22 protein-coding genes and 3 pseudogenes are annotated in these 24731 nt (G+C 62.0%); 24 read left to right on the top strand and 1 reads right to left on the bottom strand.

Annotation, left to right across the window (positions count from 1 at the left end; genetic code table 11):
• Positions 1–91: 91 nt before the first annotated feature.
• The 4 genes from NKI06_RS26810 (at position 92) to fni (ending at position 4805) form a co-directional block, all read left to right on the top strand.
• On the top strand, positions 92–1081 hold the full coding sequence (locus NKI06_RS26810; RefSeq protein ID WP_352561358.1) for a polyprenyl synthetase family protein: 990 nt from the start codon (positions 92–94) through the stop codon (positions 1079–1081).
• 142 nt (positions 1082–1223) lie between these two features.
• Entirely contained in the window at positions 1224–2774 is a 1551-nt protein-coding gene (locus tag NKI06_RS26805) for a hypothetical protein (protein ID WP_352987636.1), read from the top strand.
• Positions 2771–3673, top strand: coding sequence for a terpene synthase family protein (locus NKI06_RS26800; protein WP_352561355.1), 903 nt, complete (start codon positions 2771–2773; stop codon positions 3671–3673). The genes NKI06_RS26805 and NKI06_RS26800 overlap by 4 nt, the downstream gene beginning before the upstream one ends.
• A gap of 28 nt (positions 3674–3701) precedes the next feature.
• On the top strand, positions 3702–4805 hold the full coding sequence (gene fni, locus NKI06_RS26795; RefSeq protein ID WP_502897663.1) for a type 2 isopentenyl-diphosphate Delta-isomerase: 1104 nt from the start codon (positions 3702–3704) through the stop codon (positions 4803–4805).
• Positions 4806–5794: 989 nt separating this feature from the next.
• Here the strand turns inward: fni and NKI06_RS26790 are convergent.
• Positions 5795–6505 (bottom strand): toll/interleukin-1 receptor domain-containing protein, encoded by a 711-nt coding sequence (locus tag NKI06_RS26790; protein WP_023727169.1) that lies wholly within the window; start codon positions 6503–6505, stop codon positions 5795–5797.
• Positions 6506–7370: 865 nt separating this feature from the next.
• Between NKI06_RS26790 and NKI06_RS26785 the strand changes: the two are divergent.
• From NKI06_RS26785 to NKI06_RS30945, 20 genes and pseudogenes are all read left to right on the top strand, one after another.
• Positions 7371–8242, top strand: a pseudogene (locus NKI06_RS26785) (IS3 family transposase); the annotation flags it as partial.
• Between the two features lie 214 nt (positions 8243–8456).
• Positions 8457–8783 (top strand): helix-turn-helix domain-containing protein, encoded by a 327-nt coding sequence (locus NKI06_RS26780; protein WP_023690557.1) that lies wholly within the window; start codon positions 8457–8459, stop codon positions 8781–8783.
• Complete coding sequence (locus NKI06_RS26775) at positions 8758–10014, top strand: type II toxin-antitoxin system HipA family toxin (protein WP_352498736.1); 1257 nt, start codon at positions 8758–8760, stop codon at positions 10012–10014. The genes NKI06_RS26780 and NKI06_RS26775 overlap by 26 nt, the downstream gene beginning before the upstream one ends.
• Before the next feature lie 383 nt (positions 10015–10397).
• Positions 10398–11291: a nitrogenase iron protein gene (gene nifH, locus NKI06_RS26770; RefSeq protein ID WP_023706403.1), complete on the top strand. Its 894-nt coding sequence runs from the start codon at positions 10398–10400 to the stop codon at positions 11289–11291.
• Positions 11292–11386: 95 nt separating this feature from the next.
• Positions 11387–12889, top strand: a complete 1503-nt coding sequence (nifD, locus tag NKI06_RS26765; protein ID WP_352987635.1) for a nitrogenase molybdenum-iron protein alpha chain — start codon at positions 11387–11389, stop codon at positions 12887–12889.
• Between the two features lie 126 nt (positions 12890–13015).
• Positions 13016–14557 (top strand): nitrogenase molybdenum-iron protein subunit beta, encoded by a 1542-nt coding sequence (gene nifK / locus NKI06_RS26760; protein ID WP_352987634.1) that lies wholly within the window; start codon positions 13016–13018, stop codon positions 14555–14557.
• 56 nt (positions 14558–14613) lie between these two features.
• Positions 14614–16104, top strand: coding sequence for a nitrogenase iron-molybdenum cofactor biosynthesis protein NifE (gene nifE, locus NKI06_RS26755; protein ID WP_352987633.1), 1491 nt, complete (start codon positions 14614–14616; stop codon positions 16102–16104).
• Positions 16105–16113: 9 nt separating this feature from the next.
• A complete protein-coding gene (gene nifN / locus NKI06_RS26750; RefSeq protein ID WP_352987632.1) occupies positions 16114–17496 on the top strand; it encodes a nitrogenase iron-molybdenum cofactor biosynthesis protein NifN in 1383 nt (460 codons plus the stop codon).
• Complete coding sequence (nifX, locus tag NKI06_RS26745) at positions 17462–17959, top strand: nitrogen fixation protein NifX (protein WP_352987631.1); 498 nt, start codon at positions 17462–17464, stop codon at positions 17957–17959. Before nifN ends, nifX begins: the two co-directional genes overlap by 35 nt.
• Before the next feature lie 17 nt (positions 17960–17976).
• Positions 17977–18453 (top strand): NifX-associated nitrogen fixation protein, encoded by a 477-nt coding sequence (locus NKI06_RS26740; RefSeq protein ID WP_352987630.1) that lies wholly within the window; start codon positions 17977–17979, stop codon positions 18451–18453.
• Positions 18454–18480: 27 nt separating this feature from the next.
• Complete coding sequence (locus tag NKI06_RS26735) at positions 18481–19260, top strand: winged helix-turn-helix transcriptional regulator (protein ID WP_352987629.1); 780 nt, start codon at positions 18481–18483, stop codon at positions 19258–19260.
• 101 nt (positions 19261–19361) lie between these two features.
• Positions 19362–20069, top strand: a complete 708-nt coding sequence (locus tag NKI06_RS26730; RefSeq protein WP_352987628.1) for a universal stress protein — start codon at positions 19362–19364, stop codon at positions 20067–20069.
• Between the two features lie 17 nt (positions 20070–20086).
• Complete coding sequence (locus NKI06_RS26725) at positions 20087–20242, top strand: universal stress protein (protein WP_352987627.1); 156 nt, start codon at positions 20087–20089, stop codon at positions 20240–20242.
• A 1301-nt stretch (positions 20243–21543) separates the two neighbouring features.
• A pseudogene (locus NKI06_RS26720) lies at positions 21544–21808 on the top strand (TlpA disulfide reductase family protein); the annotation flags it as partial.
• Positions 21809–22276: 468 nt separating this feature from the next.
• Positions 22277–22345, top strand: a pseudogene (locus NKI06_RS26715) (NifX-associated nitrogen fixation protein); the annotation flags it as partial.
• 97 nt (positions 22346–22442) lie between these two features.
• Complete coding sequence (locus NKI06_RS26710) at positions 22443–22559, top strand: DUF269 domain-containing protein (protein ID WP_352987626.1); 117 nt, start codon at positions 22443–22445, stop codon at positions 22557–22559.
• A 25-nt stretch (positions 22560–22584) separates the two neighbouring features.
• Positions 22585–22788, top strand: a complete 204-nt coding sequence (locus tag NKI06_RS26705; RefSeq protein ID WP_023775263.1) for a CCE_0567 family metalloprotein — start codon at positions 22585–22587, stop codon at positions 22786–22788.
• Positions 22785–23102: a ferredoxin III, nif-specific gene (gene fdxB / locus NKI06_RS26700; protein WP_352631468.1), complete on the top strand. Its 318-nt coding sequence runs from the start codon at positions 22785–22787 to the stop codon at positions 23100–23102. The genes NKI06_RS26705 and fdxB overlap by 4 nt, the downstream gene beginning before the upstream one ends.
• 60 nt (positions 23103–23162) lie before the next feature.
• Positions 23163–23453, top strand: a complete 291-nt coding sequence (locus NKI06_RS26695; protein WP_352987637.1) for an exopolysaccharide production repressor protein — start codon at positions 23163–23165, stop codon at positions 23451–23453.
• Positions 23454–23703: 250 nt separating this feature from the next.
• Complete coding sequence (locus tag NKI06_RS30945; RefSeq protein ID WP_502900621.1) at positions 23704–24195, top strand: DUF1403 family protein; 492 nt, start codon at positions 23704–23706, stop codon at positions 24193–24195.
• Positions 24196–24731: the final 536 nt, after the last annotated feature.

Raw genomic sequence — 24731 nt, 5'->3', positions numbered from 1 at the left:
GGCGGGGCGCGACATTGCTGCACTCGGCGCACGCACTCGTGTGACGACTTGCGCTCGCCGTGGCCGTCTCAGCTACAAGGACATGAACAACATGCAGACCGGTTCTACTCCACGCGACCGAATCGGCGTTTCCGCATTCGGCGGGTTGGGCGCGCTGGCGCGCGGCGCATCTGGCGGGCTGCTCCCGGAGATCTGGATGCAGGACGGCGCAAAGCGGGTCGAACAGGCGCTGGCGCGTCTGCTCTGCGCCGAAGACGACGGTAAGACAGAGCTGATGGCAGCCATGCGCTACGCCACCTTGCGTGGCGGGAAGCGCACCAGAGCCTTGCTCTGTCTGGCTGCCGGCGCACTGGCGGGCACGCCGGCGCACATGCTCGACGACGTCGGCGCCGCCATCGAGATGATGCACGCCTGTACCCTGGTCCACGACGACCTGCCGGCGATGGACGACGACGTGCTTCGCCGCGGCCTTCCGACCGTGCACGTAAAGTTCGGCGAAGCCACTGCGATCCTGGTCGGCGATGCGCTGCAGGCCCACGCCTTCCTGACGCTGGCGAGCCTGGATGCGCCGGGCGACAATCGTATTGCGCTCGTGCGTGAACTGGCGCAGGCGGTGTCCGCCGAGGGTGCCGCAGGCGGGCAGGCCATGGATCTGTCGCTGGTCGGAAAGCACGCCGGGCTGGACAGCATCATGGCGATGCACCGGATGAAAACCGGAGCGCTAGTGCGCGCGTCGGTTCGCATGGGCGCGCTATACTCCATCGCGGAGGATGCCGCGCACGCTGCACTGTACTGTGCGCTCGATCGCTACACCGCCTGTTATGGCCTGGCGTTGCAGGTGGCCGACGACATTCTCGACGCGACAGCGGACACCGCCACTCTTGGCAAGACCCCCGGCAAGGACGCGGCCGCGCAGAAGCCGACCTGCGCGTCGATCATGGGGCTGCAGGCAGCGCGCCAGTTCGCGCTGTACTTGTTGCACGAGGCCGGGGAGGCCATCTCCCCTCTGGGGCCGCGTGCGGAAGGGTTGGCGCAGATGCTGCAGCGGGCCAACGTCTATCTGTCCGCGCCATACTCATGAGCGCGCCCATCCGTAAGGACTTGCCGCTGTGCTGCTGCGACGGCCGGCGGGCGCTGCATGCTGCACTGTGTCCGTGTCGGCGGCGACGTGCGCGGAGTCTGCCCGTTTCTGTTCTCATTCCTCTGCAGAAGGAACATCCCGCGTGAACGCGCTGTCCGAACAGATCCTTTCCGAATTGCGCCACCTGCTGAGCGAGATGAGCGACGGCGGCAGCGTCGGTCCGTCCGTATACGACACGGCGCGAGCTCTGCAGTTCGACGGCAACGTCACCGGTCGGCACGACGCGTACGCGTGGCTCATTGCGCAGCAACGAGCCGATGGCGGATGGGGAAGTGCGGACTTCCCGCTGTTTCGCCATGCGCCTACCTGGGCGGCGCTGCTGGCGTTGCAGCGTGCCGATCCTCTTCCCGGGGCTGCCGACGCAGTCCAGGCTGCAACCCGGTTCATCGAGCGCCAGCCCGATCCCTATGCGCATGCGGTGCCGGAAGACGCGCCCATCGGCGCGGAGCTGATCCTGCCGCAGTTGTGCGACGAGGCCGCATCCTTGCTGGGCGGCTTGTCGTTTCCGCGCCACCCGGCGCTGTTGCCGTTGCGGCAAGCACGCCTGGTCAAGCTGGGGGCTGTGGCGACGTTGCCGAGCGGCCATCCGTTGCTGCACTCCTGGGAAGCCTGGGGGACGTCGCCGGCCACCGCATGCCCGGACGACGACGGCAGCATCGGCATCAGTCCGGCGGCCACCGCCGCGTGGCGTGCGCACGCCGTGACACAGGGAAGAACGCCGCACGTCGGGCGCACGGGCGGGTATCTGCAGGCGGCATCGCGGGCGACGCGCACCGGCATCGAATGTGTCCTTCCCAACGTCTGGCCGATCAATGTGTTCGAGCAATGCTGGTCGCTGTACACCCTGCATCTGGCCGGTCTGTTCGCGCATCCCGCGCTCGCCGAGGCGGTGCAAGTGATCATCGCGCAGCTCGACGCCCGCCTCGGGGTGCGCGGTCTGGGCCCTGCCTTGCACTTCGCGGCCGATGCGGACGACACCGCCGTTGCGTTGTGCGTCCTTCGCCTTGCAGGCCGCGACCCGGCGGCTGACGCGTTGCGCCAGTTCGAAACCGGCGAGCTCTTCGTCACCTTTCCCGGTGAGCGCAATGCCTCGGTGTCGACCAACATCCATGCCCTGCATGCGTTGCGAATGCTGGGAAAACCCGCCGCCGGCACCAGCGCCTACGTCGAGGCCAATCGCAACCCGCACGGTCTATGGGACAACGAAAAATGGCACGTTTCGTGGCTCTATCCCACCGCGCATGCGGTCGCTGCGCTCGCGCAAGGCAACCCCCATTGGCGCGACGAGCGCGCGCTGGCGGGGCTGCTGCGGGCGCAGCGCGACGACGGCGGCTGGGGCGCCGGTCGCGCGTCTACATTCGAGGAAACCGCCTATGCGCTGTTCGCGTTGCACGTATTGGACGGGAGCGAAGAGCCGGCAGGGCGCCGGCGCATCGCGCAGGCGGTGGGGCGTGCGCTGAAGTGGATGCTCGCCCGCCACGCAGCCCACGCACTGCCCCAGACACCGCTGTGGATCGGCAAGGAACTGTATTGCCCCACCCGGGTGGTGCGCGTGGCCGAACTCGCCGGGTTGTGGCTGGCGCTTCGTTGGGGGCGGCATGTTTTGGCCGAGGGAACAGGAGCCGGGCCATGATCCCGACCGATCGCGCGCTGCAGCAGGTGCTGGAATGGGGGCGTTCCCTGACCGGGTTCGCCGACGAGCATGGCCTGGAAGCAGTCAGGGGCGGCCAGTATATCCTACAGCGCATCCATCCGAGCCTGCGCGACACCAGCGCCCGCACCGGCCGCGATCCGCTGGACGAAACGCTGATCGTGGCCTTCTATCGCGAACTGGCGCTGCTGTTCTGGCTGGACGATTGCAACGACCTTGACCTGATCGCGCAGGAGCAGCTCGCCGCGGTGGAGCAGGCGCTGGGGCAGGGCGTGCCGTGCGCGCTACCAGGATTCGAGGGCTGTGCTGTGCTGCGCGCTTCGCTCGCCGGGCTCGCCTACGATCGTCGCGACTATGCACAGCTTCTCGAGGATACCCGGTGCTACTGCGCGGCGCTGCGCGCCGGACACGCGCAGGCGGCAGGGGCAGAGCGCTGGTCCTACGCCGAGTACTTGCAGAACGGCGTGGATTCGATCGCCTACACGAACGTGTTCTGTTGCCTGTCGTTGCTGTGGGGGCTGGAGATGGCGACCTTGCGCGCGCATCCGGCGTTTCGCCAGGTCCTGCGGCTCATCTCCGCGATAGGGCGCTTGCAGAACGATCTGCATGGACAAGAAAAGGATAGGTCGGCCGGCGAGGCCAACAACGCGGCGATCCTGCTGCTGCAGCGCTATCCGGCCATGCCTGTCGTGGAGTTCCTCAAGGACGAGCTGGCCGGCCACACACGCATGCTGCACCGGGTGATGGCGCAAGAACGCTTTCCCCGGCCGTGGGGACCGCTGATCGAAGCCATGGCGGCCATCCGCGTGCAGTACTACCAGACCTCAAACAGTCGCTACCGCAGCGACCTTGCGGGGGCAGCCCAGCGTGCGCCGGCCTGAACGAGCGGAAAACGGCGGCGTGCGCGCGCTGCCGTCGGTCCGACCCGACGCAACGCCGTCGCCCGATGACGCGGATGGAGCGAGCATCAGCGACACCAAGTTGAGCCGGCGCAAGGACGACCATCTGGACATAGTGCTGAATCGGCGAACGGCACGGGCCAAGACCGCCGGCTGGGAGTTCATCCGTTTCGAACACTGCGCATTGCCCGAGTTGGACCTGACGCAGATCGACCTCAGCGCCTCGCTGCTGGGCAAGACCATGCGCGCGCCTCTGCTGATCAGCTCCATGACTGGGGGCATGCCACGCGCCGAGGCCATCAACCGGCATCTGAGCGAGGCAGCGCAAGCCTTGGGGATCGCCATGTGCGTCGGTTCGCAGCGCGTGAGCCTGCAATCCCGCAACTCCCAGGGGCTGACGCGCGCGTTGCGCCGCCTGGCCCCAGACGTTCCCTTGCTGGCCAATATCGGCGCCGCGCAACTGCGCGAGGCCGACGGCCTGGACCTCGCGCGCCGGGCGGTGGATGCACTAGAGGCCGATGGACTCATTGTCCATCTCAATTCGCTGCAGGAAGCGGTACAGCCGGAGGGCGACCGCGACTGGCGCGGCGTCCTGGCCCAGATCGCTCGCGCCGCACGCAGCGTCGGCGTGCCGATCGTGGCCAAGGAAGTGGGGTCGGGCCTCTCTGCCTCGGTGGCTTGTGCGCTCGTTCAGGCGGGCGTGGCGGTGATCGATGTCGCCGGCGCCGGCGGCACCAGTTGGGCCGCAGTGGAGGGCGAGCGGGCCCCCGATGCCGCCGACCGTACAGTTGCGATGGCGTTCGCCGATTGGGGGATCCCGACCCCGGCCAGCGTGCAGGCGGTACGTCGGGCGCTGCCAGCGGTGAAGCTGATCGCGTCGGGCGGGGTCAGCGACGGCGTCGACGTGGCCAAGGCTATCCGCCTCGGCGCGGACATCGCCGGGCAGGCAGCCGGCGTGCTGCGCGCGGCTACGGTATCCACCGAGGCCGTTGTCGCGCATTTCGAGATCGTCATCCGCCAGTTGGCCGTCGCCTGCTTCTGCACCGGCTCGGCTGATCTGGCGGCGTTGCGCCAGGCCCGCTTATTGCCCTCGGCCCATCTGCCCGCCGGTTGATGCCGGCGTAGCCCGCAGGTGGCGGCGGGCGCATAGCCTTACTGAGTGAGAAAGTCTCGGAAGCGGGGACGCGCTGGTCACGGGCTTGTTCGGGTGCTGCTTCGTGATCGGGGAGGCACCCCGCCATGCCCCGAACGGACAGCCGAGAGTAAAGCGGTATTCGACGGCTATGTCGATGCTTGATCAGGGTGGTCACGCCGATCGAGCCGAGCCCCTGAAAGGGCCGGAACACCAGGTGCGGCGGGAGACCGGCAGGAGCAGATGGTGCAAATCCATTGCAATGAAGGAGTATTCCTGCAAGCAACGGAGAAGGTAAGCCAGCCTCAATCCCTTGTTTGCTTGGTGTTATGCAAATTAGGCACCGATCCACATTGCCCCCGAGTCATGCGCCGTCGGTCGTGAGGTGCCTCCGGCTATCCACAGCACTTCCCGGCAAGGTGCCCAACGCCCATTAGAGGCGCATGGATCGGCTTGATCAGGGCGTTGGGCGCGGTCGTCATCAAGCCGTAAAGCTCGAAATCGCCGGCGCCGTCCTTTACCTTGCGCACCCCATGCCATGGCGTCCAGAGGCCAGCGAAGAAGAAAAGCGGCCGGTCCTCATTGAGCGCGAACCAATCCGCTGAATACCTGTCTCAGGGTCCTTATGCCGGGTGTTGGGCTGGGCTCCGAGAAACTCGTCACAGGCACCACACAGCGATGCTCAACCCCAACATACTGCTGCCAATGGCCGTATTGTGGGTTGCGGATATTGGTCGTGCCGTAGTCGGCCTTGCCCTTGACCCGTTCGAGCGGTGTCGGCATTCCCCAAAGCAGGTTGGCGACTTCACGTTGCCCGTCTGCCGCATTGCGGACCACCGGACCGGGCTGGTTGGGGGCTGGTTGGGGTAGATGTCGATGGACGGTTCAGGTTGCCTGAGATGGTCGCGCAGAGCCCTGGTGCACTGGCGTATGGCTTCTTGCGACGTGGTGATCTTGTGCAGATTGCACATCTAGGAAGGAGCAACCCCGTTCTTTTTGGCAAGCATGGAAAGGGCTTTTTCCTTGATATCTGCCGCGACCAAAGTCAGAGCTTCGTCGCGATCCTTGAAACTTGCGATCGATGTACCCTTGAGGGTCGCCTGAAAAGAGCCGAAGAGCTCTTCCTGCCACAGGCAATTTCTCGCGATCACTGGAATAACAACCGTCGTGTTGTTGGCCTCTCTTTCCATCGCGTGAGTTAGCTCAATCTGGTTGCAATAACGCGAGTTGATAAAGTCAACGCTTATCAGGAGGATGATAATGTCGGCGCTCTCTAGATTGCCCTTGATGGCGTCCGCCCATTTGTCGCCAGTCTCGATTTCGCCATCGTGCCAAGCCTCGACAAGACCAAGTCGGCTCAGCGGCGTAAGGTGCTTTAGAAGGTCAACCTTGATAGCCGCATCTGCATGCGAGTAGGAGATAAACGCCTTGAGAGGCTTGGGACTGGGGCTAGCCGCATTTTGGGGGAGGGACATAGTCCCACCGGGACCTCCTCTTATCAGTCCATTCTTCCTCAGGCGGTCCTTAGTTGTCGTGTAACGTTCTTCTATCCAACCCAGTTTATTGAAAAGGGCTGCGTTCTTAACGCTCACTTTTCCGCCCCCCGACAATTCTCTAACGGCGTCCATAAACCGGTCTTCTAGAGTTCCAACGCGCTTCCGCGATTTTGCCTTGCTTGCCATTTTATGGAGCCCCCCGAATCTAGGTCGACACTTCCAGCGAAAGTCTTTTGCAGTCAAGTCGACGCTGGAAATTAAGCCGGGAAATCCTCTAATTGGGGAGCCGGCTTGTTGCCAGCAATAAACTCGAACGGTGCGTTGCGTCTTTGTGTTAGCTTGTCGGGTCGGAGGTCTAGCCAGCCTGAGTTAGAGCCTTCTCAAGCGCCGGTCTGGGCACCTCAAGCTGCGCCTTGTCGCCACCCCATAGTCGTCCCCGACGCTGCGAGCCGTCCAAGGGTTGTCAGCTCTGGTGATGCTGACACGGGGCCTAGCTTACGCGCTTACCGTCATCTCAGCCCCTGTCGGTTATGTCCGCGGCCAGGGCATCGATATTCCGTCGAATTGCTCTCCCAGGTCGCACCGCTCCTTGGCTCATATCGCATTCACCAAAGACTATCTCTGGAACGAGATTGAGCGACCCGGGAACGCTCCAGGCCGATCCGAGCTAACCGGTCAATCCAAACAACTTCGAATTACCTTAGCGGGTATTATTCTAAAAATGCCCACGGTGCCCCGGTTACAGGCAGCCCGCGAACGCGGGCGAAAGGGTGGACGCCGTCCGAAACAAACCCAATCAGCGCTCCGAAATCACTCGACTCTGCTAAATGAAGGCTGTGCGGCATCTGAAGCAGCCCGTCTCTTTCATAGGACCACCGTCGAGTGCATCGGCGCCGAGGTCAAATAGCCGTTGGCTGAATGTTCTTTCAGTTGGCCGTCTGCAGCGACGCATGCACTAGGCCTATTACGAAGAAAAGCCGGTGGACGGTGGCCACAGCAGCTGTATGAACCGTGCTCGCCGGCGTGCCTTCGGACGTGGCAACCGCATCGGGTCGAGCCGATCTGGAAGGTGCTGCCGATCGCCCCGTCGAGCTACCACGACCATGTCGCCAAGCGCATCGATCCTTCCAGGCTGTCGGCTCGGGCGAAGCGGGATGAGGCCATGGCCTTGAAGGATGAGGTCCGACGCGTGTTCGAGGCCAACTTCCGCGTCTACGGCGTTCGCAAGGTCTGGCGGGAGTTACAGCGTGAGGGCTCGACGTCGCCCGCTGCACGGTTGCCCCACTGATGAGGGCCATGGGTCTTGAGGGCATCATCCGCGGCAAGCCGATCCGCACCACGGTGAGCGACAAGGCCGCACCTTGCCCTCTCGATCACGCTAATCGCCAATTCCATGCCCCGGCGCCGAACATGCTGTGGGTCTCCGACTTGACCTGCGTCGCGACCTGGACGGGCTCCGTCTATGTCGCCTTTGTCATCGACACCTATGCGCGAAGGATCGTCGGCTGGCGGGTGAGCCGGACGGCGCATGCCAGCTTCGTTCTGGACGCTCTGAAACAGGCTCTCCATGATCGGCGGCCCGTGCAGGGGGGCAGGCTGATCCATCACAGCGATAGAGGCCGCCCAATACGACTCTATCAGATACACCGAGCGCCTGGCGGAGGCCGGCGTTGAGCCTTCGGTAGGCAGCGTCGGCGACAGCTACGACAATGCTCTCGCCGAAACGATCAACGGCCTTTACAAGGCCGAGGTGATCCATCGACGCGGACCATGGCGCGACTTCGAAGCCGTCGAGTTCGGTAGCTCGATTGGGTCGATTGGTTCATCAATCGCCGGCTGCTGGAGGCCATCGGCAACATTCCGCCGGCCGAAGCTGAGGAACGCTACTACGCCATTCTGTATGACCCAGCCATGGCCGCGTGACTCAACGAAACGGCCTCCGGAAAACCCGGTGCGGTTCAGTTCTCGGAGGAACGACGTTGCCGCGCGGCGCTAAAGAGAGAGGAAGATTGATCTCTTTCCATACCATTTTCTTCACATATGATACGTAGACAGATCATAAAGCATTGAAACTACTCGCTGGATGAGATACCTTTGCGTACCATCGCGCATTGGAATAGATCGTATAGGTTGCGTTATGGACTCTCAATCGGAAATTCTACGGGAAATCGGTGGGTTTTTCAGGCAGGCGAGGTTGGCCGCTGCGATGACGCAGGAGCAGGTCGCCGATTTGGCGGGTATATCCCGTCCCCGATATCGCGACATCGAAAAGGGAGCCGCAGCCGCGCGTGCGACGACGCTCATGAATATCGCTCGCGCGCTCGGTCTGGAAATGATGCTGGTTCCGCAAGCTATGGTGCCGGCTGTCCAGGCTCTATTGCGTCCGCATGATGATGACGATCGACCCGCCTTTGTTTCTCAACCTGACGATGACGATCATGGCTCCAGTCTTTCGCGCACCTAAGACGATCCCGTCACTGGACGTGCTCTTGAATGCAGTGAAGATCGGCACAATCGTCAGGACGCCGGGCGATTTCAATGCGTTCAACTTCGATGACGCCTACCGCGCGACGGGCGGCTTTCCGGTTCTCAGCCTGTCGTTCCGGGCAGCGACGGGAGGATTGCGGAAAGATCCAAAGCCTCTGGCAAGCGCCTTGCCCGCTTTCTTCGCGAACCTCCTGCCGGAGGAGAAATTGCGGGAGGCGATGGAAAGGCATCACGAAGGCAATGTGCGGCCAGGCAATGATTTCGATCTTTTAGCGGCACTGGGCGCCGATCTGCCGGGAGCCGTACGGGCGTTGCCCAGTGACGGCGCGATAACGGTTTCGAAGGATGGCTCAAAGGATCACCCCAAGGCACGGTTCTCGCTTGCCGGCGTGCAGATGAAGCTGTCGGTCATGAAGAACATTGGAAAAGGCGGCGGCCTTACCTTGCCGATGGACGACGAGCAGGGCCGGTACATTGCCAAGTTCCCTTCGACGGCGTTTCCGGGCGTTTCCGAGAACGAATTCGCCAACCTGGCGCTGGCAGCAGCAATCGGCATGGAGGTTCCTGAATGCGAACTGGTCGAGAAGTCCGATTTTGAGGGCGTTCCCGAAGAATTCAATACGCTGTCGGAGGGCAAGGTCCTTCTCGTCAAACGCTTCGACCGCGGCGCCGGTGGCGAGAGGATACACATCGAGGATTTCGCTCAGGTCTTCGGTGTCTACCCCTCGCGCAAATATGAGGGGGCCGCTTATCACGACATAGCCTTGGCTCTTGGCGTGGCCGTCTCGCCTACGGCGGCTCTCGATTTCGTCCGCCGCCTGGCACTGAGCGTCATCACCGGCAATGGCGACATGCACCTGAAGAATTGGTCTTTGATGTATCCCGGAAACGGCGACAAGCCGGCGCTTGCACCAATCTACGACGTCCTGTCCACTGTGCCATATATTCCCGCCGACGCCATGGCGCTGTCGCTTGGAGGAGAGCGCTCGTTCAAGGCGCTAGCAGCACCGCGATGGAAAGCATTTGCGAACCGCGCAAGGCTTCCGGAGCCGGCAGTCCTAAAGGCAGTGGTCGAGACGGTCAAACTCGTCAACGAGTACTGGTGGCATCTGCCTGAGCGCGACGTTGTCGCAGCGAAAGTGCTCAAGCGGATGGACGAACATGTGAAGGCGATGACGCCGATACTGAACTCCTGCGCCGATAAGTGAGCCGAGTCCCCTCGGGTTGCTGATATAGCGGAACTTTCGATCCGCGGCCCTATGGATGGCTGGATCGAAGGCATGCCAGCGTGGCGCAAGATTCCGCGGAGTGTCCACGATGACACGCGTGAGCAAGCACGTCAGCTCGCACTGAGGATCGCGATCCGACGCTTTGTGTCGCCATTGTCGGGTCCGCTACACGGTCTGTTGCGACGATCCTTTCTTTGGCCCTCAGGCTAAACCCCTGAAAAGCAACCATCAAATTATTCTTCGGTTCGATCAGCCAAATTGGCACGAGTCTTGAGATCCTTAGGTGCGAGGCGGCTACAGCTGCCCGACCGGCATTCATGTCGCGGCAGCCGCGATGAATGGAACGAAGGAAGGAAAGCTACATGTCAGGTTTGCGTCAGATCGCCTTTTACGGCAAGGGCGGCATCGGCAAGTCCACCACCTCCCAAAATACGCTCGCCGCCCTTGTCGACCTCGGGCAGAGAATCCTCATCGTCGGCTGCGACCCCAAAGCCGACTCCACCCGCCTGATCCTGAACGCGAAGGCGCAGGATACGGTGCTGCACCTCGCGGCAGAGGAAGGTTCGGTGGAAGACCTGGAACTCGCGGACGTGCTCAAGGTCGGGTACAAAGGCATCAAATGCGTGGAGTCGGGCGGGCCCGAGCCGGGTGTCGGCTGCGCCGGCCGCGGCGTGATCACCTCAATCAACTTCCTCGAGGAGAACGGCGCCTACGACGACGTCGACTATGTCTCCTACGACGTGCTCGGGGATGTGGTGTGTGGCGGTTTCGCGATGCCGATCCGCGAGAACAAGGCCCAGGAAATCTATATCGTCATGTCCGGCGAGATGATGGCGCTCTATGCCGCCAACAACATCGCCAAGGGTATCCTGAAATACGCCCATTCGGGCGGCGTGCGGCTCGGCGGCCTGATCTGCAACGAGCGCCAAACCGACCGCGAACTCGACCTCGCCGAGGCGCTTGCTTCCAGGCTCAATTCCAAACTTATCCACTTCGTGCCGCGCGACAACATCGTCCAGCACGCCGAGCTCAGGAAGATGTCTGTGATCCAGTATGCGCCGGACTCCAAGCAGGCCGGGGAATACAGGGCGCTGGCCGAGAAGATCCATGGGAATTCGGGCCAGGGCACCATCCCGACCCCGATCACCATGGAGGAGCTCGAGGACATGCTGCTCGACTTCGGCATCATGAAGACCGACGAGCAGATGCTTGCCGAGCTTCAGGTCAAGGAAGCGGCTAAGGCGGCCGCACAGTAGCGACCGCTGCGACATAAGGCGCCGCCTGACCTGGTGCGCCTTTCAAAGAACGGCGCCTCGTCGGTGAGGCGTCCCTGAACCTTGAAAGGGGTCCCATGAGCCTGGAATACGAGAATGACGGTGCCCTCCATGCGAAGCTTATCGAGGAAGTGCTGTCGCAATATCCTGACAAGTCGGCGAAGCGCCGCAAAAAGCACCTCAGCGTCGCAAAAAGCGGCGACGAGGCTGGCGAGGAAAGCGAGGTCCTTTCTGAATGCGATGTCAAATCGAACATCAAGTCCATCCCCGGCGTGATGACGATTCGCGGCTGCGCCTATGCCGGCTCGAAAGGAGTGGTGTGGGGTCCAGTCAAGGATATGGTCCATATCTCGCACGGGCCGGTCGGCTGCGGGCAATATTCCTGGTCTCAACGCCGCAACTACTACCTCGGCACGACCGGCATCGACACGTTCGTCACCATGCAGTTCACCTCCGATTTCCAGGAGAAGGACATTGTTTTCGGCGGCGACAAGAAGCTCGAACGGATCATCGACGAGATCGAGGAACTGTTTCCGCTGAACAAGGGCATGACTGTGCAATCCGAATGCCCGATTGGCCTGATTGGCGACGACACCGAAGCTGTATCCCGCAACAAGGCCAAGCAGCACGGAAAGACAATCGTGCCGGTGCGCTGCGAGGGCTTCCGCGGCGTCTCGCAATCCCTCGGCCACCACATCGCCAACGACGCGATCCGCGACTGGGTGTTCGAGAAGAAGGACCTCGAGTTCGAGGCCGGCCCGTACGATGTCAATGTGGTCGGGGACTATAATATCGGCGGCGACGCCTGGGCTTCGCGCATCCTGCTCGAGGAGATGGGTCTGCGCGTGGTCGGCAACTGGTCGGGCGACGCTACGCTGGCCGAAATAGAGCGAGCGCCAAAGGCGAAACTCAATCTCATCCATTGCTACAGGTCGATGAACTACATCTGCCGGCACATGGAGGAAAAGTATGGCATCGCCTGGATGGAGTATAATTTCTTCGGGCCCTCCCAGACCGAAGCCTCTCTGCGCAAGATAGCCAAGCACTTCGGGCCGGAAATCAAGGCGAAGGCCGAGGCGGTCATCGCCAAATACCGGCCGCTGGTCGAGGCGGTCATAGCCAAGTACCGGCCGCGCCTCGAAGGCAGGACGGTGATGCTCTATGTCGGCGGGCTGCGCCCCCGTCACGTCGTCACCGCATATGAGGACCTGGGCATGGTGATCGTCGGCACTGGCTATGAATTTGGCCATAACGACGACTATCAGCGCACCGGCCACTACGTGAAAAAGGGCACGCTGATCTATGACGACGTGACTGGTTACGAGCTGGAGAAGTTCATCGAGGGGATCCGTCCTGATCTCGTGGGCTCCGGCATCAAAGAAAAGTACCCGGTCCAGAAGATGGGCATACCGTTCCGTCAAATGCATTCCTGGGATTATTCCGGCCCGTATCATGGCTACGACGGGTTCGCCATCTTCGCGCGCGATATGGACCTGGCCATCAACAACCCGGTCTGGAACCTCTACGACGCCCCCTGGAAGAAAAAAGCCGAGCCGTCGGCGGCGATCGCAGCCGAATGAAACCCTGGCCTCCCGGAAGCCGGGAGGCCGCTAACGCCTGTGGCCGCTTGTCCGCGGGAGACCTGAAAACGTTTCGACGTCCCTGTGCCGCCGTATGGCGGGCCAGATGGAAAGAGGTAACCACCCATGCCGCAGTCGGCTGAAAAAGTTCTCGACCACGCGCCCCTGTTCCGCGAGCCGGAATACAGGCAGATGCTCGCCGAGAAGAGGCTGAATTTCGAATGCCCTCACCCGGACCAGATCGTTACCGACCAAGGCGAATTCACCAAGACGTGGGAATACCGCGAAAAGAACCTTGCTCGCCAAGCCCTGCTCGTGAACCCCGCCAAGGCCTGCCAGCCGCTCGGCGCGGTGTTCGCGGCCGCAGGCTTCGAGCGAACCATGTCCTTCGTCCACGGCAGCCAGGGCTGCGTCGCCTATTACCGCTCGCACCTGTCGCGCCATTTCAAGGAGCCTGCTTCGGCGGTTTCCTCCTCGATGACCGAGGACGCGGCAGTGTTCGGCGGCCTGAAGAACCTAGTCGATGGGCTCGCCAACACGTACCAACTCTACGACCCGAAGATGATCGCCGTCTCGACCACTTGTATGGCGGAGGTCATTGGCGACGATCTGCACAGCTTCATCGAAAACGCCAAGGACGAAGGCTCGGTCCCGCGCGACTTCGACGTGCCTTTCGCCCATACGCCGGCCTTCGTCGGCAGCCATGTCGACGGCTATGACGTTACGGTCAAGGGCATTTTGGAGCATTTCTGGAAAGGGGAGGAGCGAACGGAAGCCGAGGGGACCATCAACGTCATTCCGGGCTTCGACGGATTCTGTGTTGGCAACAACCGGGAACTCAAGCGCCTGCTCGACCTGATAGGCGTATCCTACACCTTCATCCAAGACGCCTCTGACCAGTTCGACACGCCGTCCGACGGCGAATACCGCATGTATGACGGCGGCACGAAGATCGAAGACGTGAGGAAGGCACTCAACGCCGAGGCGACGCTGTCGCTGCAGCATTACAACACCAGAAAAACACTGGAGTATTGCGAGGGGGTGGGGCAGGCGACGTCCTCGTTCCATTACCCGCTCGGAGTCCAGGCAACCGACGACTTCCTCGTGGAGGTCTCCGCGATTTCCGGCAAGCAAATCCCCGAGGCAATCCGCCTCGAGCGCGGCCGACTTGTCGACGCCATGGCGGACAGCCAATCCTGGCTGCACGGTAAGAAATACGCCATTTACGGCGATCCGGACTTTGTCTACGCCATGGCCCGCTTCATCATGGAGACGGGCGGCGAACCGACCCATTGCCTCGCCACCAACGGCACGTCGGCATGGGAAGCGGAGTTGAAGGAACTGCTTGCATCATCGCCCTTCGGCAAGGATGCTAAAGTCTGGGCGGGCAAGGACCTCTGGGCGATGCGCTCGCTGCTCTTCACCGAGCCGGTGGACCTGCTGATCGGCAACTCCTATGGCAAGTATCTGGAGCGCGACACCGGCACGCCGCTGATCAGGCTGACGTTTCCGATCTTCGATCGCCACCATCACCATCGGTTTGCGCTGATGGGTTACCAAGGCGGGTTGCGCGTGCTGACGACGATCCTCGACAAGATCTTCGACAAGCTCGATCGCGAGACAAGCGAGACGGGCGTGACGGACTATTCGTATGACCTCACCCGCTAAGCTTGACGGTCGGGTTTGGCCGGTCGTCTTCCCGAGGGACTTTGGAGACCGACGCAATGTCCTTGCTCAGAGCCAAAATCCAGGATGTCTTCAACGAGCCTGGCTGCGAAAAGAACCGCGGCAAGGATGCCAAGGCGCGCAAGGAGGGCTGTTCGAAGCCACTGATCCCCGGGGCGGCGGCCGGCGGCTGTGCCTTCGATGGCGCCAAGATCGTGCTGCAGCCAATCACGGACGTCGCACACCTGGTCCATGGGCCGCTCGCCTGCGAGGGCAATTCCTGGGACAACCGCGGTGCGGCTTCGTCCGGGCCAACGCTGTGGCGCACGAGCTTCACGACCGACCTCACCGAACTCGATGTTGTCATGGGGAAGGGCGAGCGGAAGCTCTTCAAGGCGATCCGCGAGATCAAGGAAGCGTATGGGCCGCCGGCGATCTTCGTCTATCCAACCTGCGTGACGGCGCTGATCGGCGACGACATAGAGGCCGTCTGCCAGCGCGCGGCGGAAAAGTTCGGCTTGGCCGTTATACCTGTCAATGCGCCGGGCTTCGTCGGCTCCAAGAATCTTGGCAACAAGCTTGCCGGCGAGGCGTTGCTCAAGCATGTCATCGGCACGGCCGAGCCCGACGATCCCGGCCCTTACGACATCAACATTCTTGGCGAATTCAACCTCTCGGGCGAATTCTGGCTGGTGAAGCCGCTGCTGGATCGGCTCGGGATCCGGGTGCGCGCCTGCATTCCGGGTGACGCCCGTTACGTCGATATTGCCGGCGCGCACCGCGCCCGGGCGGCTATGATGGTGTGCTCGACCGCGCTCATCAATCTGGCACGCAAGATGGACGAGCGCTGGGACATCCCGTTCTTCGAAGGCTCCTTCTACGGGATCACCGATACCTCGGATGCACTCCGGAACATATCTGAGCTGCTCGTCAAGCAGGGTGCTGATCCGGAGATCCTCGGCCGCACCGAGCTATTGATTGCAGAGGAAGAGGCGATCGCCTGGAAGAACCTAGCGGCCTACCGGCCGAGGCTCGAAGGCAAGCGCGTGCTGCTCAACACCGGCGGCGTGAAGTCCTGGTCGGTCGTCCATGCGCTGATGGAGATCGGGATCGAGATCGTCGGCACCTCTGTCAAGAAGTCGACCGTCGAAGACAAAGAGCGGATAAAGCAGATCCTCAAGGACGACAACCATATATTCGAGCAAATGGCAGCGCGCGAGCTTTACGCCATGCTCTCCGAACACAAGGCCGATATCCTGCTATCAGGCGGGCGCACGCAATTCGTCGCTCTGAAGGCCAAGACGCCCTGGCTCGATATCAACCAGGAGCGCCAACACCCTTACGCCGGCTATGACGGCATGGTGGAACTCGTACGCCAGATCGACCTGGCCATTCAAAACCCCATCTGGTGCCAGGTACGCGAGCCGGCACCATGGGATTGCCAGCCTGCGGTGAGGGAGGAACTGCCGCGCACGAAAAGCGAGACCGTGACCTTGCATGCTGTCCAGGAATTCTCCGGCACGACGGCCGCTGATTTCGGCGAGTGTTGAGGAGAGTCGATGGTCCGCATCCTTCCCCAGACCAAAGCGGCGGCGGTCAATCCGCTGAAGTCATCGCAGCCATTGGGTGCCGCCTTGGCCTTTCTTGGCGTCGACGGCGCGATGCCCTTGTTCCACGGCAGCCAGGGGTGCACCAGCTTCGCCCTCGTGCTCTTCGTGCGACATTTCAAGGAAGCCATTCCCTTGCAGACAACCGCGATTGACGAGATGGCAACGATCCTCGGCGGGGCAGACCATCTGGAAGAGGCGATCCTCAACCTCAAGGCCCGCACAAAGCCAACGCTGATCGGGATTTGCACGACGGCGCTTGTGGAAACCCGGGGCGAAGACTGTGCAGGAGACATCGCCAGTATCAGGCTGAAGCGCACCGAAGAACTCGCGGGTACGGAGGTGGTGCTGGCCAACACACCGGATTTCGATGGCGCGATCGAAGAGGGCTGGGCCAAAGCTGTCACCGCGATGATCGAAGGGATTACACGGCCCGGCGAGCAGGCGCGGCAATCTAAGAAGATCGTGATCCTGCCTGGCTGGAACCTCACTGTGGCTGACATTCAGCATTTGCGCGAGATGGTTGAGAGCTTTGGACTGAAGCCGGTAATTTTGCCGGACCTCTCCGGCTCGCTCGACGGTACGGTGCCCGACCGTTGGGTCACGACCACCTATGGCGGCACCAGCGTCGAGGATATTCGCGAGCTTGGCACGGCCGAGCGATGCGTTGTCATCGGTGAGCATATGCGCCGCCCGGCCGAGGTGCTGCAGAGGTTGACCGGGGTTTCTTACGTGCTGTTCCGGTCGTTGACTGGATTGACGGACACCGACCGGTTCGTCTCGCTCCTGTCCGCAGTTTCGGCCGCGGCGGCGCCGGCTGGGGTGCGCCGTCGGCGGGCGCAGTTGCAGGACGCGTTGCTCGACGGACATTTCCACTTTGGAGGCAAGAAAATTGCGATCGCTGCTGAACCAGACCAACTCTACCAACTCGCGAGCTTCTTCATCGGCATGGGCTCCGAAATCGCGGCGGCGGTCACAACGGCCGCTATGTCGAAAATTCTGGAGGAAGTACCGGCGCAGTCGGTTCAAATCGGCGATCTCGGCGATTTGGAAGCGCTTGGCGCCGGCGCTGATCTTCTCGTTACTCATTCCCACGGCCGCCAGGCGGCGCAGCGTCTCGGCATTCCGCTCATGCGGGTCGGCTTCCCGATCTTCGACCGGCTCGGGGCCCAGCACAAGCTCACAATCCTCTACCAGGGGACCCGCGACCTGATCTTCGAGGTTGCGAACATTTTCGAAGCCAACGGGCGAGCGCCGACGCCTGAGGCGCTTGATCCACTCCGTAAGCGAGAAATGCCAGATGAGCTCCGTCCGTCGCCTCTCGCTCGTCACTGACGAGGTTCACGCACCGACGCCGGAACGCCAAGCGGGCGCATTGCGCGTGGCGATCGCCACGCAGGACATGAAGAACCTCAACGCCCATTTCGGATCGGCCAGGCGCTTTGCTGTCTACGACGTGATGCGCGAGGAGTGGAATCTCGTGGAAGCCGTGGCCTTCGATGACGTTTCCGACGAGAGCGGGAAGCATCGAACTGAGGGCGATGTCCGCATCACCCCGAAGGTGGAAGCGCTAAAGGGCTGTCATCTCCTGTTTTGTCTGGCGATCGGCGGACCTTCGGCAGCCAAACTTGTTTCCGCAAAGATCCATCCGATCAAAGTGCCGCAGCCCCAGACCATCCAAGAGGTGCTGTTGCGCACGCAGATGATGCTCAGAACGTGTCCTCCCCCTTGGCTGCGCAAGGTGCTGGCGCAGGCAGGTGTCGCTGAACAGAAACCCTTCTTCGAGGACGAGGACTAAAATGAGGAGTGGGCGAAATGTTTGAAGCCGCTGTTGGCGCTGCCGCCACCGACGAGGCGGCCCTTGCCACCCCGTTCGTCAAATGCCTCGTGCGGCTGATCCGTGCCAATGATTCCCACGGGTCATGGGAAGGCAAGTCGGACGCCGAGCTGCTGGGCGACTTCATCATCACCAGGGAACAGCGCCGTGCAATTCCAATCATCGGCGATCCCGATCCGGACGTGCTGTGGAGGCTCGATAAGTTCTACACCGCCGTCGGGCTTGCGATTGAGGAACGCTCCGGCCTGATGGCATCCCCGATCATGGAGATGAGCTATGAGGGCTTCGGGCGCGTGCTTTTCACGGCCGGGCGGTTGGTCGTTCTGTCGAAAACCCTGCGCGACGTCCACCGGTTCGGTTTCGAGACGTTGTGGAAACTCGCCGCGGCCGGTACCCAACTGGCCGGCGATGCCACCGCAGCCATTGAGGCTTATCCTGAGGTGGCGCGGGCGTGATGGAAGCGATTTTCGATCGAGGGGATCATGTCAGGCCTTGAGGACATGCGAGCCCTCTCAATCGAGGCGGTCGAGGCCGATGTGGTTGTTGGGGTAGCGCTGATGAAGCCAGTGGTACTGATCTGTTCGCAAGATGCGGAGTTGTATCTGTTCCTCAGCCACATTCTGGGGGTGGACGGCTTCACGAGTGAGCCGGCAGGCGGCGTGAAGGAAGCACTTGCATTGGCCGATCAACGGGAGCTCCAGGCGGTAGTCCTGGACTGCGGGCCAGCAAGCGCGGCAGGCTCCACAATCTGCGCCCGGTTCAAGGGGGAGCCCCGGACCGGCCGCCTGCCCGTCATTGCGTTGATCGCGCCCGGCGCCGAGAACCAGCACCTCGATCTCTTGAAGGCAGGTGTTGACGAGAGCTTTGTGCGGCCCTTCGCACCGGCCAAGCTGCTTGACTGTCTACGCACGAAGTTGGCTCTGCCACAGCCGGGTTCGAACGGGATAAAAAACGGCAGCTGGCTCTGTTGCGGCAGCCTTGAGATGAAGCTCGATGCTCACCGCGTTCGAGGTAATGGCCACGACATCCATCTCGGACCTCTCGAATTCAACCTGCTGCGGCAATTTCTTGAGGCTCCCGGCAAGGTCTTCAGCCGAGACGAGCTGATCGACGCGGCCTGGCCAGACAATATCCATGTCGGTGAACGCACTGTCGACGTCCATATCAGCCGGATCAGAAAGGCGCTGAAGGCGGCCTCGCCAGGTAGCGTCATTCATACTGTCAGGTCTGCGGGCTACTCGCTCGAGAAGCTGGACGACTGAATCGCGAACGGATGGTGTGCCACTCTCCATCTTCGTTGGAAGGCAAGTCTTGCGGTTCGAAAACGCGCTACGGGCGCGACATCTCAGGGGGAAGCAGTCAGATGGCCTTCAAGAAAATACTCAGTGTGACGGGAGCTGACCATTCCGATCAGGACGTGGCAATAGCTGCTCGCTTGTGCGCCGAGGTCGGCGCATATCTTTCCGTATTAATTGTATCGCCTCCGCCGCTCCTGATGTCGCCTCCGCTTATTGGGTCCCCTCCGCCGTTGGGCGGTGGCATCGCCGAGTGGTCTAGACATCGCGCACACCACATTGCCGCACGGGAATTTTCACAGGACATGGCCAACCTGGAAAAGACATCGAGGGAAATTCACAAAGTGCTGAGAGCCACGTGGCGCTGCTATGATGTCGACACCGAACACTGCGACAAGGCTGGCGTCGGTGACGCGGTGCGACGGCGGGCGCTCTGCACCGACCTGACAATCGTCGGCCCCGCACTTCTCAATGAGACTAGTTTGGGACCGCTTGTTATAAACGGCAGCTTGTTCGATACGGGAAAGCCGGTGCTTGTCGTACCGGAGGGCGCTGGGGACTCTCTGTCCCCACGGCGCGTCCTGGTCGGCTGGGATTCGCGAGTCGAGACGTCCCGTTCGGTTCGGGAAGCGCTGGATCTGCTATCCGGTGCTGAGGAAGTTCGTGTCGCAGTCGTCGATCCGGAGGCGACCTGCACCGGAAACGGCGCCGAGCCGGGAGCCGATATTGCTGCCTATCTCACTCGGCACGGTGCTAGGGTTTCGGTCACCGGCTGACGAGCCGCGGCAAACCGGTGGCGACGGTGCTAGCGCAGCACGCAATCGACACGTCTGCCGACGTGATCGTCATGGGCGCTTATGGCAGCCGCCGGCTGCGCGAGCGGCTCTTTGGTAGCGTGACAAGATGGATAGTTGGCAAGCCGCCATTGCCGCTGTTTGTGGCCCGCTGACGGGTTCTGAAGTGGCACCGACGCTGTTCCAAGCTCTACTCCGCTGGTCACCTACCTGATACCAAGTCGCAGGAAGGTCGCCGCAAACGAGCAGGTTTCGCGAGCAACTTGCGAGCGCCGTCGCGAAGCACATTCCCCGGACGCCTCTAACGCGCTCGGTGTCTGCTCGCCGAGACAACCCGTAACGCGCAGACAAACGGCCGGGCAGAAGCCCAAGCGTCCTCAATGCGCTCAAACACAGATACTCGAGCCGGCGTCAGGTCGAGAAAGAGAGTCGTTTCAGCGCGGCAGGCCGCGTTCGGACCGTAGCCTCATCGTATTGGCGTTATCACGATTTCCTTCACCACTGGCCGGGAAATGAACACGGCAACGACCGTGCAGCGGCCAAGGCACCGACCTTCGAGTCCGACGTCGGGCTCTTGCCGGCCCTGGCGCGAACGGTGGCATCAATCACGTGTCATCGTCTGGGATGGTAGCCGGGTCAGTGGCGGGGGCGGCCGCATCTTCGGCGTTTTCAGTTTGCCCGGCCCACCGCGTGGCGACCGAGCGGGCTTGAGGCCGGTCAATTCCGACAGCGCTCACATCGCACCATGTGGTCCCTGTAGGTCCTGCGAAGGGACAGAGCAACAAAAGTAGGACCCGGGAGAGTTCACCGGCCCGGCACAGGCCGGCATTCATCCTGGCCCTCTTCCCCACGATCATCATCTGGCGATAACGGCACTCGCGACCCGCAGCCGGACATAACCGGCGTCGTCGTGAAGAACTCCTGGGTCGCCACCAGGAATTCAAGCGCCAAGCGGAAGAGGTAGGGCAGAGGCGATGCTCGGATGGAGCGGCGCCTGCAATTGCAATGGCGTTACCGCTGAGCGACCGGAACGGCAAGAAGCTCAAGCAGCTTGAGGCGGAGGATGATGACGGGGCTGGCGCTAGCCAAGCAGTCATGATGTCCATCTGTTCGTTCCTATATGTCGAGACGTCCATGGCCACGCTTCTGTCTCGACGGGAAGCGGGTGATGCGTGTCCAAGACCTGACAATGGCAGAAAACATGTCGCGTCCAATACAACCGGCTATCTTGCAGCGCCTCACAACTTTTAAGTATAATCAAGCGTTTACCGTACGATGAGCGCGTTGGCACGGCCTTTGCGAATTGAGATTCAGCAACACTATTGAAGGCTGACTGCACGCAGATGCGCAAGACGAACAATGCTCTCCCTTCGTTGAACCCTCGTGCCCCGTCTCAAAGGGGAACAAGCTTGCGCATAAGGTCACGCAACCTTTGGCAATAGCTCTGGAGGGCAAGATGATGTTGCGGATGGGGTCACCGGCTCCTTCGACCAAAGTGGAGGACTGGCTGCGTGGCGAGCCCCTTGCGGACTTCCAGCCCGGCAAAGCCTATATCGTCGAATTTTTGGGCAACTTGGTGCGAACTATGTGCGGCGGAGATGCTCGAGCTGATGCCGCTACAGGAGAAATACAAGGACAGCGGACTTGAGGTCGTCGGGATCGCGGCTGATGAAGACGCTCCAACGGCCGTCGAGGCCCGGACCAAGTTGGACGCGTGGTTGGCGTGAGCGCAGCAAGGAGGTCCATGCAGCACTTGGTCGATCGTTTGCAGCAGGATCGAGGCTCGAATCTTCATGGCCTCCCGCATTGCGGCGGAAGCGATGTTCGATGCGAATTCGCGTGGAAGACTTCGCAGTCGAGGACGTGTTCAAGGTCGGCCCGAGGGACATCAATTGCGTGGAATCAGCGGCGCCGAGCTAGGCGTCGGCTGAGCAAGTGTGCCCGAAGTAGGCGTCCCAGAAAACAGATATCGTCCTTCGAGGAAGAGGACTGAAATGAGGAGAAGGCGAAATGTCTGATGCCGCGGTCAGCCCGGCCTCAACGAGGACGAGGCGGCCCTTGCCCCCCGTTCGTCAAATGCCTGGTGCGGTTCTCCGTGCTCAGGTGTCCTACTGGTTATAGGAAGGCAAATCGAACGCCACGCTGCTGGCCGACTTCCCACCAGAAAAAAGCGCCAGGCGATCCGTGGCATGGGATACCCCGATCCGGACGTGCTGTGGAGGCTCGATATGTTCTACACGGCCGTCGGGCTTAGGATCGAGGAGCGCTCCGGCCGGATGACATCGCCAATGATGGAGATGAAACCCATTGGGGCCTCGGACGATTGTTTCACGGCGAGCGGTTGGTCTCTCTGTCGTGACCATCCACCGGTTCGGCTTCGAGACGTTCAGGAAACTCCCGGAGGTCGGTACGAAACTGGTCGACGATGCGCCCGCAGCCATTGAAGCCTATCGCGACGTGGCGCGGGCGTGAAGACACCGATTTCGAGGAACGATCTATGTCAAAGCTGGATGAGATGGGAACGAAAGTCCGAAAGCTTCAGCTGCGCGCGGCACTTGCCAAGATGAAATTGCGCGACCTTGCAGAGGATCTCCCGGGAAAATGGACGGAGATAGAGGAAGTTGCCGAAGAAACGTCGGCCGTTTTTGCCGAGTTGGATGGTGCCAGGAGAGAGCTCGCTTCAATGAAGAAGTTACGATGACGAGCACATTCACCACCCGCGACGGCTCCGGATGGGTGCCGGAATATCTCACCGCTATAGACGGCGCGACCTGCATCGGCTGCGGCCGCTGTTTCAAAGTCTGCTCGCGCGAGGTTATGCATCTTTATGGCGTCGATGACGCGGGTGAAATCCTCGGCGCCTGCGACGGCGAAGACGACGATTTCGATGGCGAGCTCAATCGCATGATCATGGTCGTCAACCATCCCGGCCGCTGCATTGGCTGCGGAGCCTGCGCCCGCGTCTGCCCGAAGAACTGCCAGACCCATATTGCGGCCGACAATGTCGCTGCGTGATTTGGTGGACAATCCAGGAGAACGGCATTGCCCTTTAAAATCTTCTGTCGCGTCCTGGGAATGGTCCTTTGCAGCACCGCTCTGACCGTCTACTTCGCTTCTCATTCCATCGGCGCAGTAGTAGTCACGACGCTGGCTTGTTCGCTGCTCCTTCAGCTGGCGTATTTCGCAAGCGTGCTCTTTCTGATCTGGCGGTCTGGCTGCGTTAGCCGAGCTGGTCAAAGAGCTGAGCGTTTCGACAGTTGCAAGGAAGTTGGATCCGAGCCGCCAGACCTTGATGAGGTTCCAAATGAATCCCCAGATTTGCTCCAACGCGATCAAATGCGAGCCATATCGCTGCTGCTGCCTTGAGTGCCGTGACAAAGTCAGAGCTGACGTGCTCCCCGTCTTTGGGTCGCCCCGCGCCGGGACTTCTGGGGGTAATGGCTCAGGCCGGCACGGCCGCCGATGAGCTTTTCATGAGCGATATGGCGATTGCTGCTATGGGTCGGACTGTTGTATTCCACGTCCGATAAGGCAAGCTTATCGGACATGACTGGCCCGCGACAGGTGCGGCGGATTCCTGCCATTTGTGTTGTCGTAAGCGCCGCAATGAATCATCATGCCGGCGATGATTCTGCGCCCGAACTCCTCCCGACGCCACCACGGCATCCTTCCCGGCACCACGGCGGCCGCGCCGATGGCGACGGTGCCGGCCTGGCTGCGCCGGGCCGTCCCGGATGCGCAAGGCCCTTGCGGGAAAGAGGTTGAGGACGTCGGGCGCGCCGCCGGCGCCGCCGGCGCCGCCCTCGGCGCGCTCGATGCGATAGGCCGCCGGCAGGAGCGATGGGCCGGTGCCTGGCGGCAGCGCCTGGCGCTTTCGGCGGCCGCGGCAACGGCCAAGCAGGCCGGCCGCGTCGAGGATGAAAGCGCGCTGGGCGACGCTGTGCTGCTCACACGGCCGGGCGACAATGTCGGGCCCGCCGGTTTTTTGCTCCTCGCCTGGCGTCGGCTGGCATCTCGGCAGTGGAGGATCTGCTTACGGAGAAGAACCTCGCCGCGGTGCTGGAAGATCTCGGCCTCACGCGCAGTGACGAGGCGGTCAGCGATCTGACGGACGATCTCCGCCAGCTTGCCGCCAACACCGGGACGTTCGAAACGCTGGTCGGGGCGTTCGCGGCTCGGAGTGTTGCGGCTTCGGGCGCGTTCTCGGAGCCTGGCTGGCCGATGCCTTGCTCGCGCAGTGGCTAGGCTGGACCAATGCAATCCCTTTGCTGGGCGGCGAGGCGGCCTTAGCTGTGGGCATGGGCCGGCCGCGTCGACCAGTCACTGCCGCTCTGGCTGCTGGTGCCGAACGGAATCCGATCGGGCCAACAGCCTGCTGGCCGCGCAGGCGCGCGCTGCGCTGCGCGCCATTGATCTTTTCGCCGAGCTCGAGCGCCGCGCCGGCCGCCTGCTCGCCATCGGGCCGAAGTTGAGGGCCAAGGCCGCGGATAGCGCAGGGCCTGGGGCTTGCGCTTCAGGTTGCCGATGGAGTGCCGGAAATCGGTATTGTGTCCTCGCTGCGCATGTTTGACGCGGACCCGGTCGGCGGTCATCACCCGGTCCGGCCCGAGGAAGAACTCAACCCGGTCATCGTAGACATGGGCA

Origin of the sequence: Mesorhizobium sp. M0772, from assembly GCF_040320135.1 — a bacterium.
GTDB lineage: Bacteria > Pseudomonadota > Alphaproteobacteria > Rhizobiales > Rhizobiaceae > Mesorhizobium.
This window is presented reverse-complemented; position numbering and strand designations above follow the sequence as displayed.

Bases quoted from the DNA above. Each gene is read 5' to 3' on its own strand.
- NKI06_RS26810 (WP_352561358.1), top strand. From the start codon at position 92: ATGCAGACCGGTTCTACTCCACGCGACCGAATCGGCGTTTCCGCATTC.
- nifX (WP_352987631.1), top strand. From the start codon at position 17,462: ATGAGCTCCGTCCGTCGCCTCTCGCTCGTCACTGACGAGGTTCACGCA.
- nifN (WP_352987632.1), top strand. From the start codon at position 16,114: ATGGTCCGCATCCTTCCCCAGACCAAAGCGGCGGCGGTCAATCCGCTG.
- nifD (WP_352987635.1), top strand. From the start codon at position 11,387: ATGAGCCTGGAATACGAGAATGACGGTGCCCTCCATGCGAAGCTTATC.
- nifK (WP_352987634.1), top strand. From the start codon at position 13,016: ATGCCGCAGTCGGCTGAAAAAGTTCTCGACCACGCGCCCCTGTTCCGC.
- NKI06_RS30945 (WP_502900621.1), top strand. From the start codon at position 23,704: ATGCCGGCGATGATTCTGCGCCCGAACTCCTCCCGACGCCACCACGGC.
- NKI06_RS26735 (WP_352987629.1), top strand. From the start codon at position 18,481: ATGTCAGGCCTTGAGGACATGCGAGCCCTCTCAATCGAGGCGGTCGAG.
- NKI06_RS26775 (WP_352498736.1), top strand. From the start codon at position 8,758: ATGGCTCCAGTCTTTCGCGCACCTAAGACGATCCCGTCACTGGACGTG.
- nifE (WP_352987633.1), top strand. From the start codon at position 14,614: ATGTCCTTGCTCAGAGCCAAAATCCAGGATGTCTTCAACGAGCCTGGC.
- fdxB (WP_352631468.1), top strand. From the start codon at position 22,785: ATGACGAGCACATTCACCACCCGCGACGGCTCCGGATGGGTGCCGGAA.
- NKI06_RS26790 (WP_023727169.1), bottom strand. From the start codon at position 6,505: ATGGCAAGCAAGGCAAAATCGCGGAAGCGCGTTGGAACTCTAGAAGAC.
- NKI06_RS26780 (WP_023690557.1), top strand. From the start codon at position 8,457: ATGGACTCTCAATCGGAAATTCTACGGGAAATCGGTGGGTTTTTCAGG.
- NKI06_RS26695 (WP_352987637.1), top strand. From the start codon at position 23,163: ATGGTCCTTTGCAGCACCGCTCTGACCGTCTACTTCGCTTCTCATTCC.
- NKI06_RS26705 (WP_023775263.1), top strand. From the start codon at position 22,585: ATGTCAAAGCTGGATGAGATGGGAACGAAAGTCCGAAAGCTTCAGCTG.
- NKI06_RS26800 (WP_352561355.1), top strand. From the start codon at position 2,771: ATGATCCCGACCGATCGCGCGCTGCAGCAGGTGCTGGAATGGGGGCGT.
- NKI06_RS26730 (WP_352987628.1), top strand. From the start codon at position 19,362: ATGGCCTTCAAGAAAATACTCAGTGTGACGGGAGCTGACCATTCCGAT.
- NKI06_RS26740 (WP_352987630.1), top strand. From the start codon at position 17,977: ATGTTTGAAGCCGCTGTTGGCGCTGCCGCCACCGACGAGGCGGCCCTT.
- nifH (WP_023706403.1), top strand. From the start codon at position 10,398: ATGTCAGGTTTGCGTCAGATCGCCTTTTACGGCAAGGGCGGCATCGGC.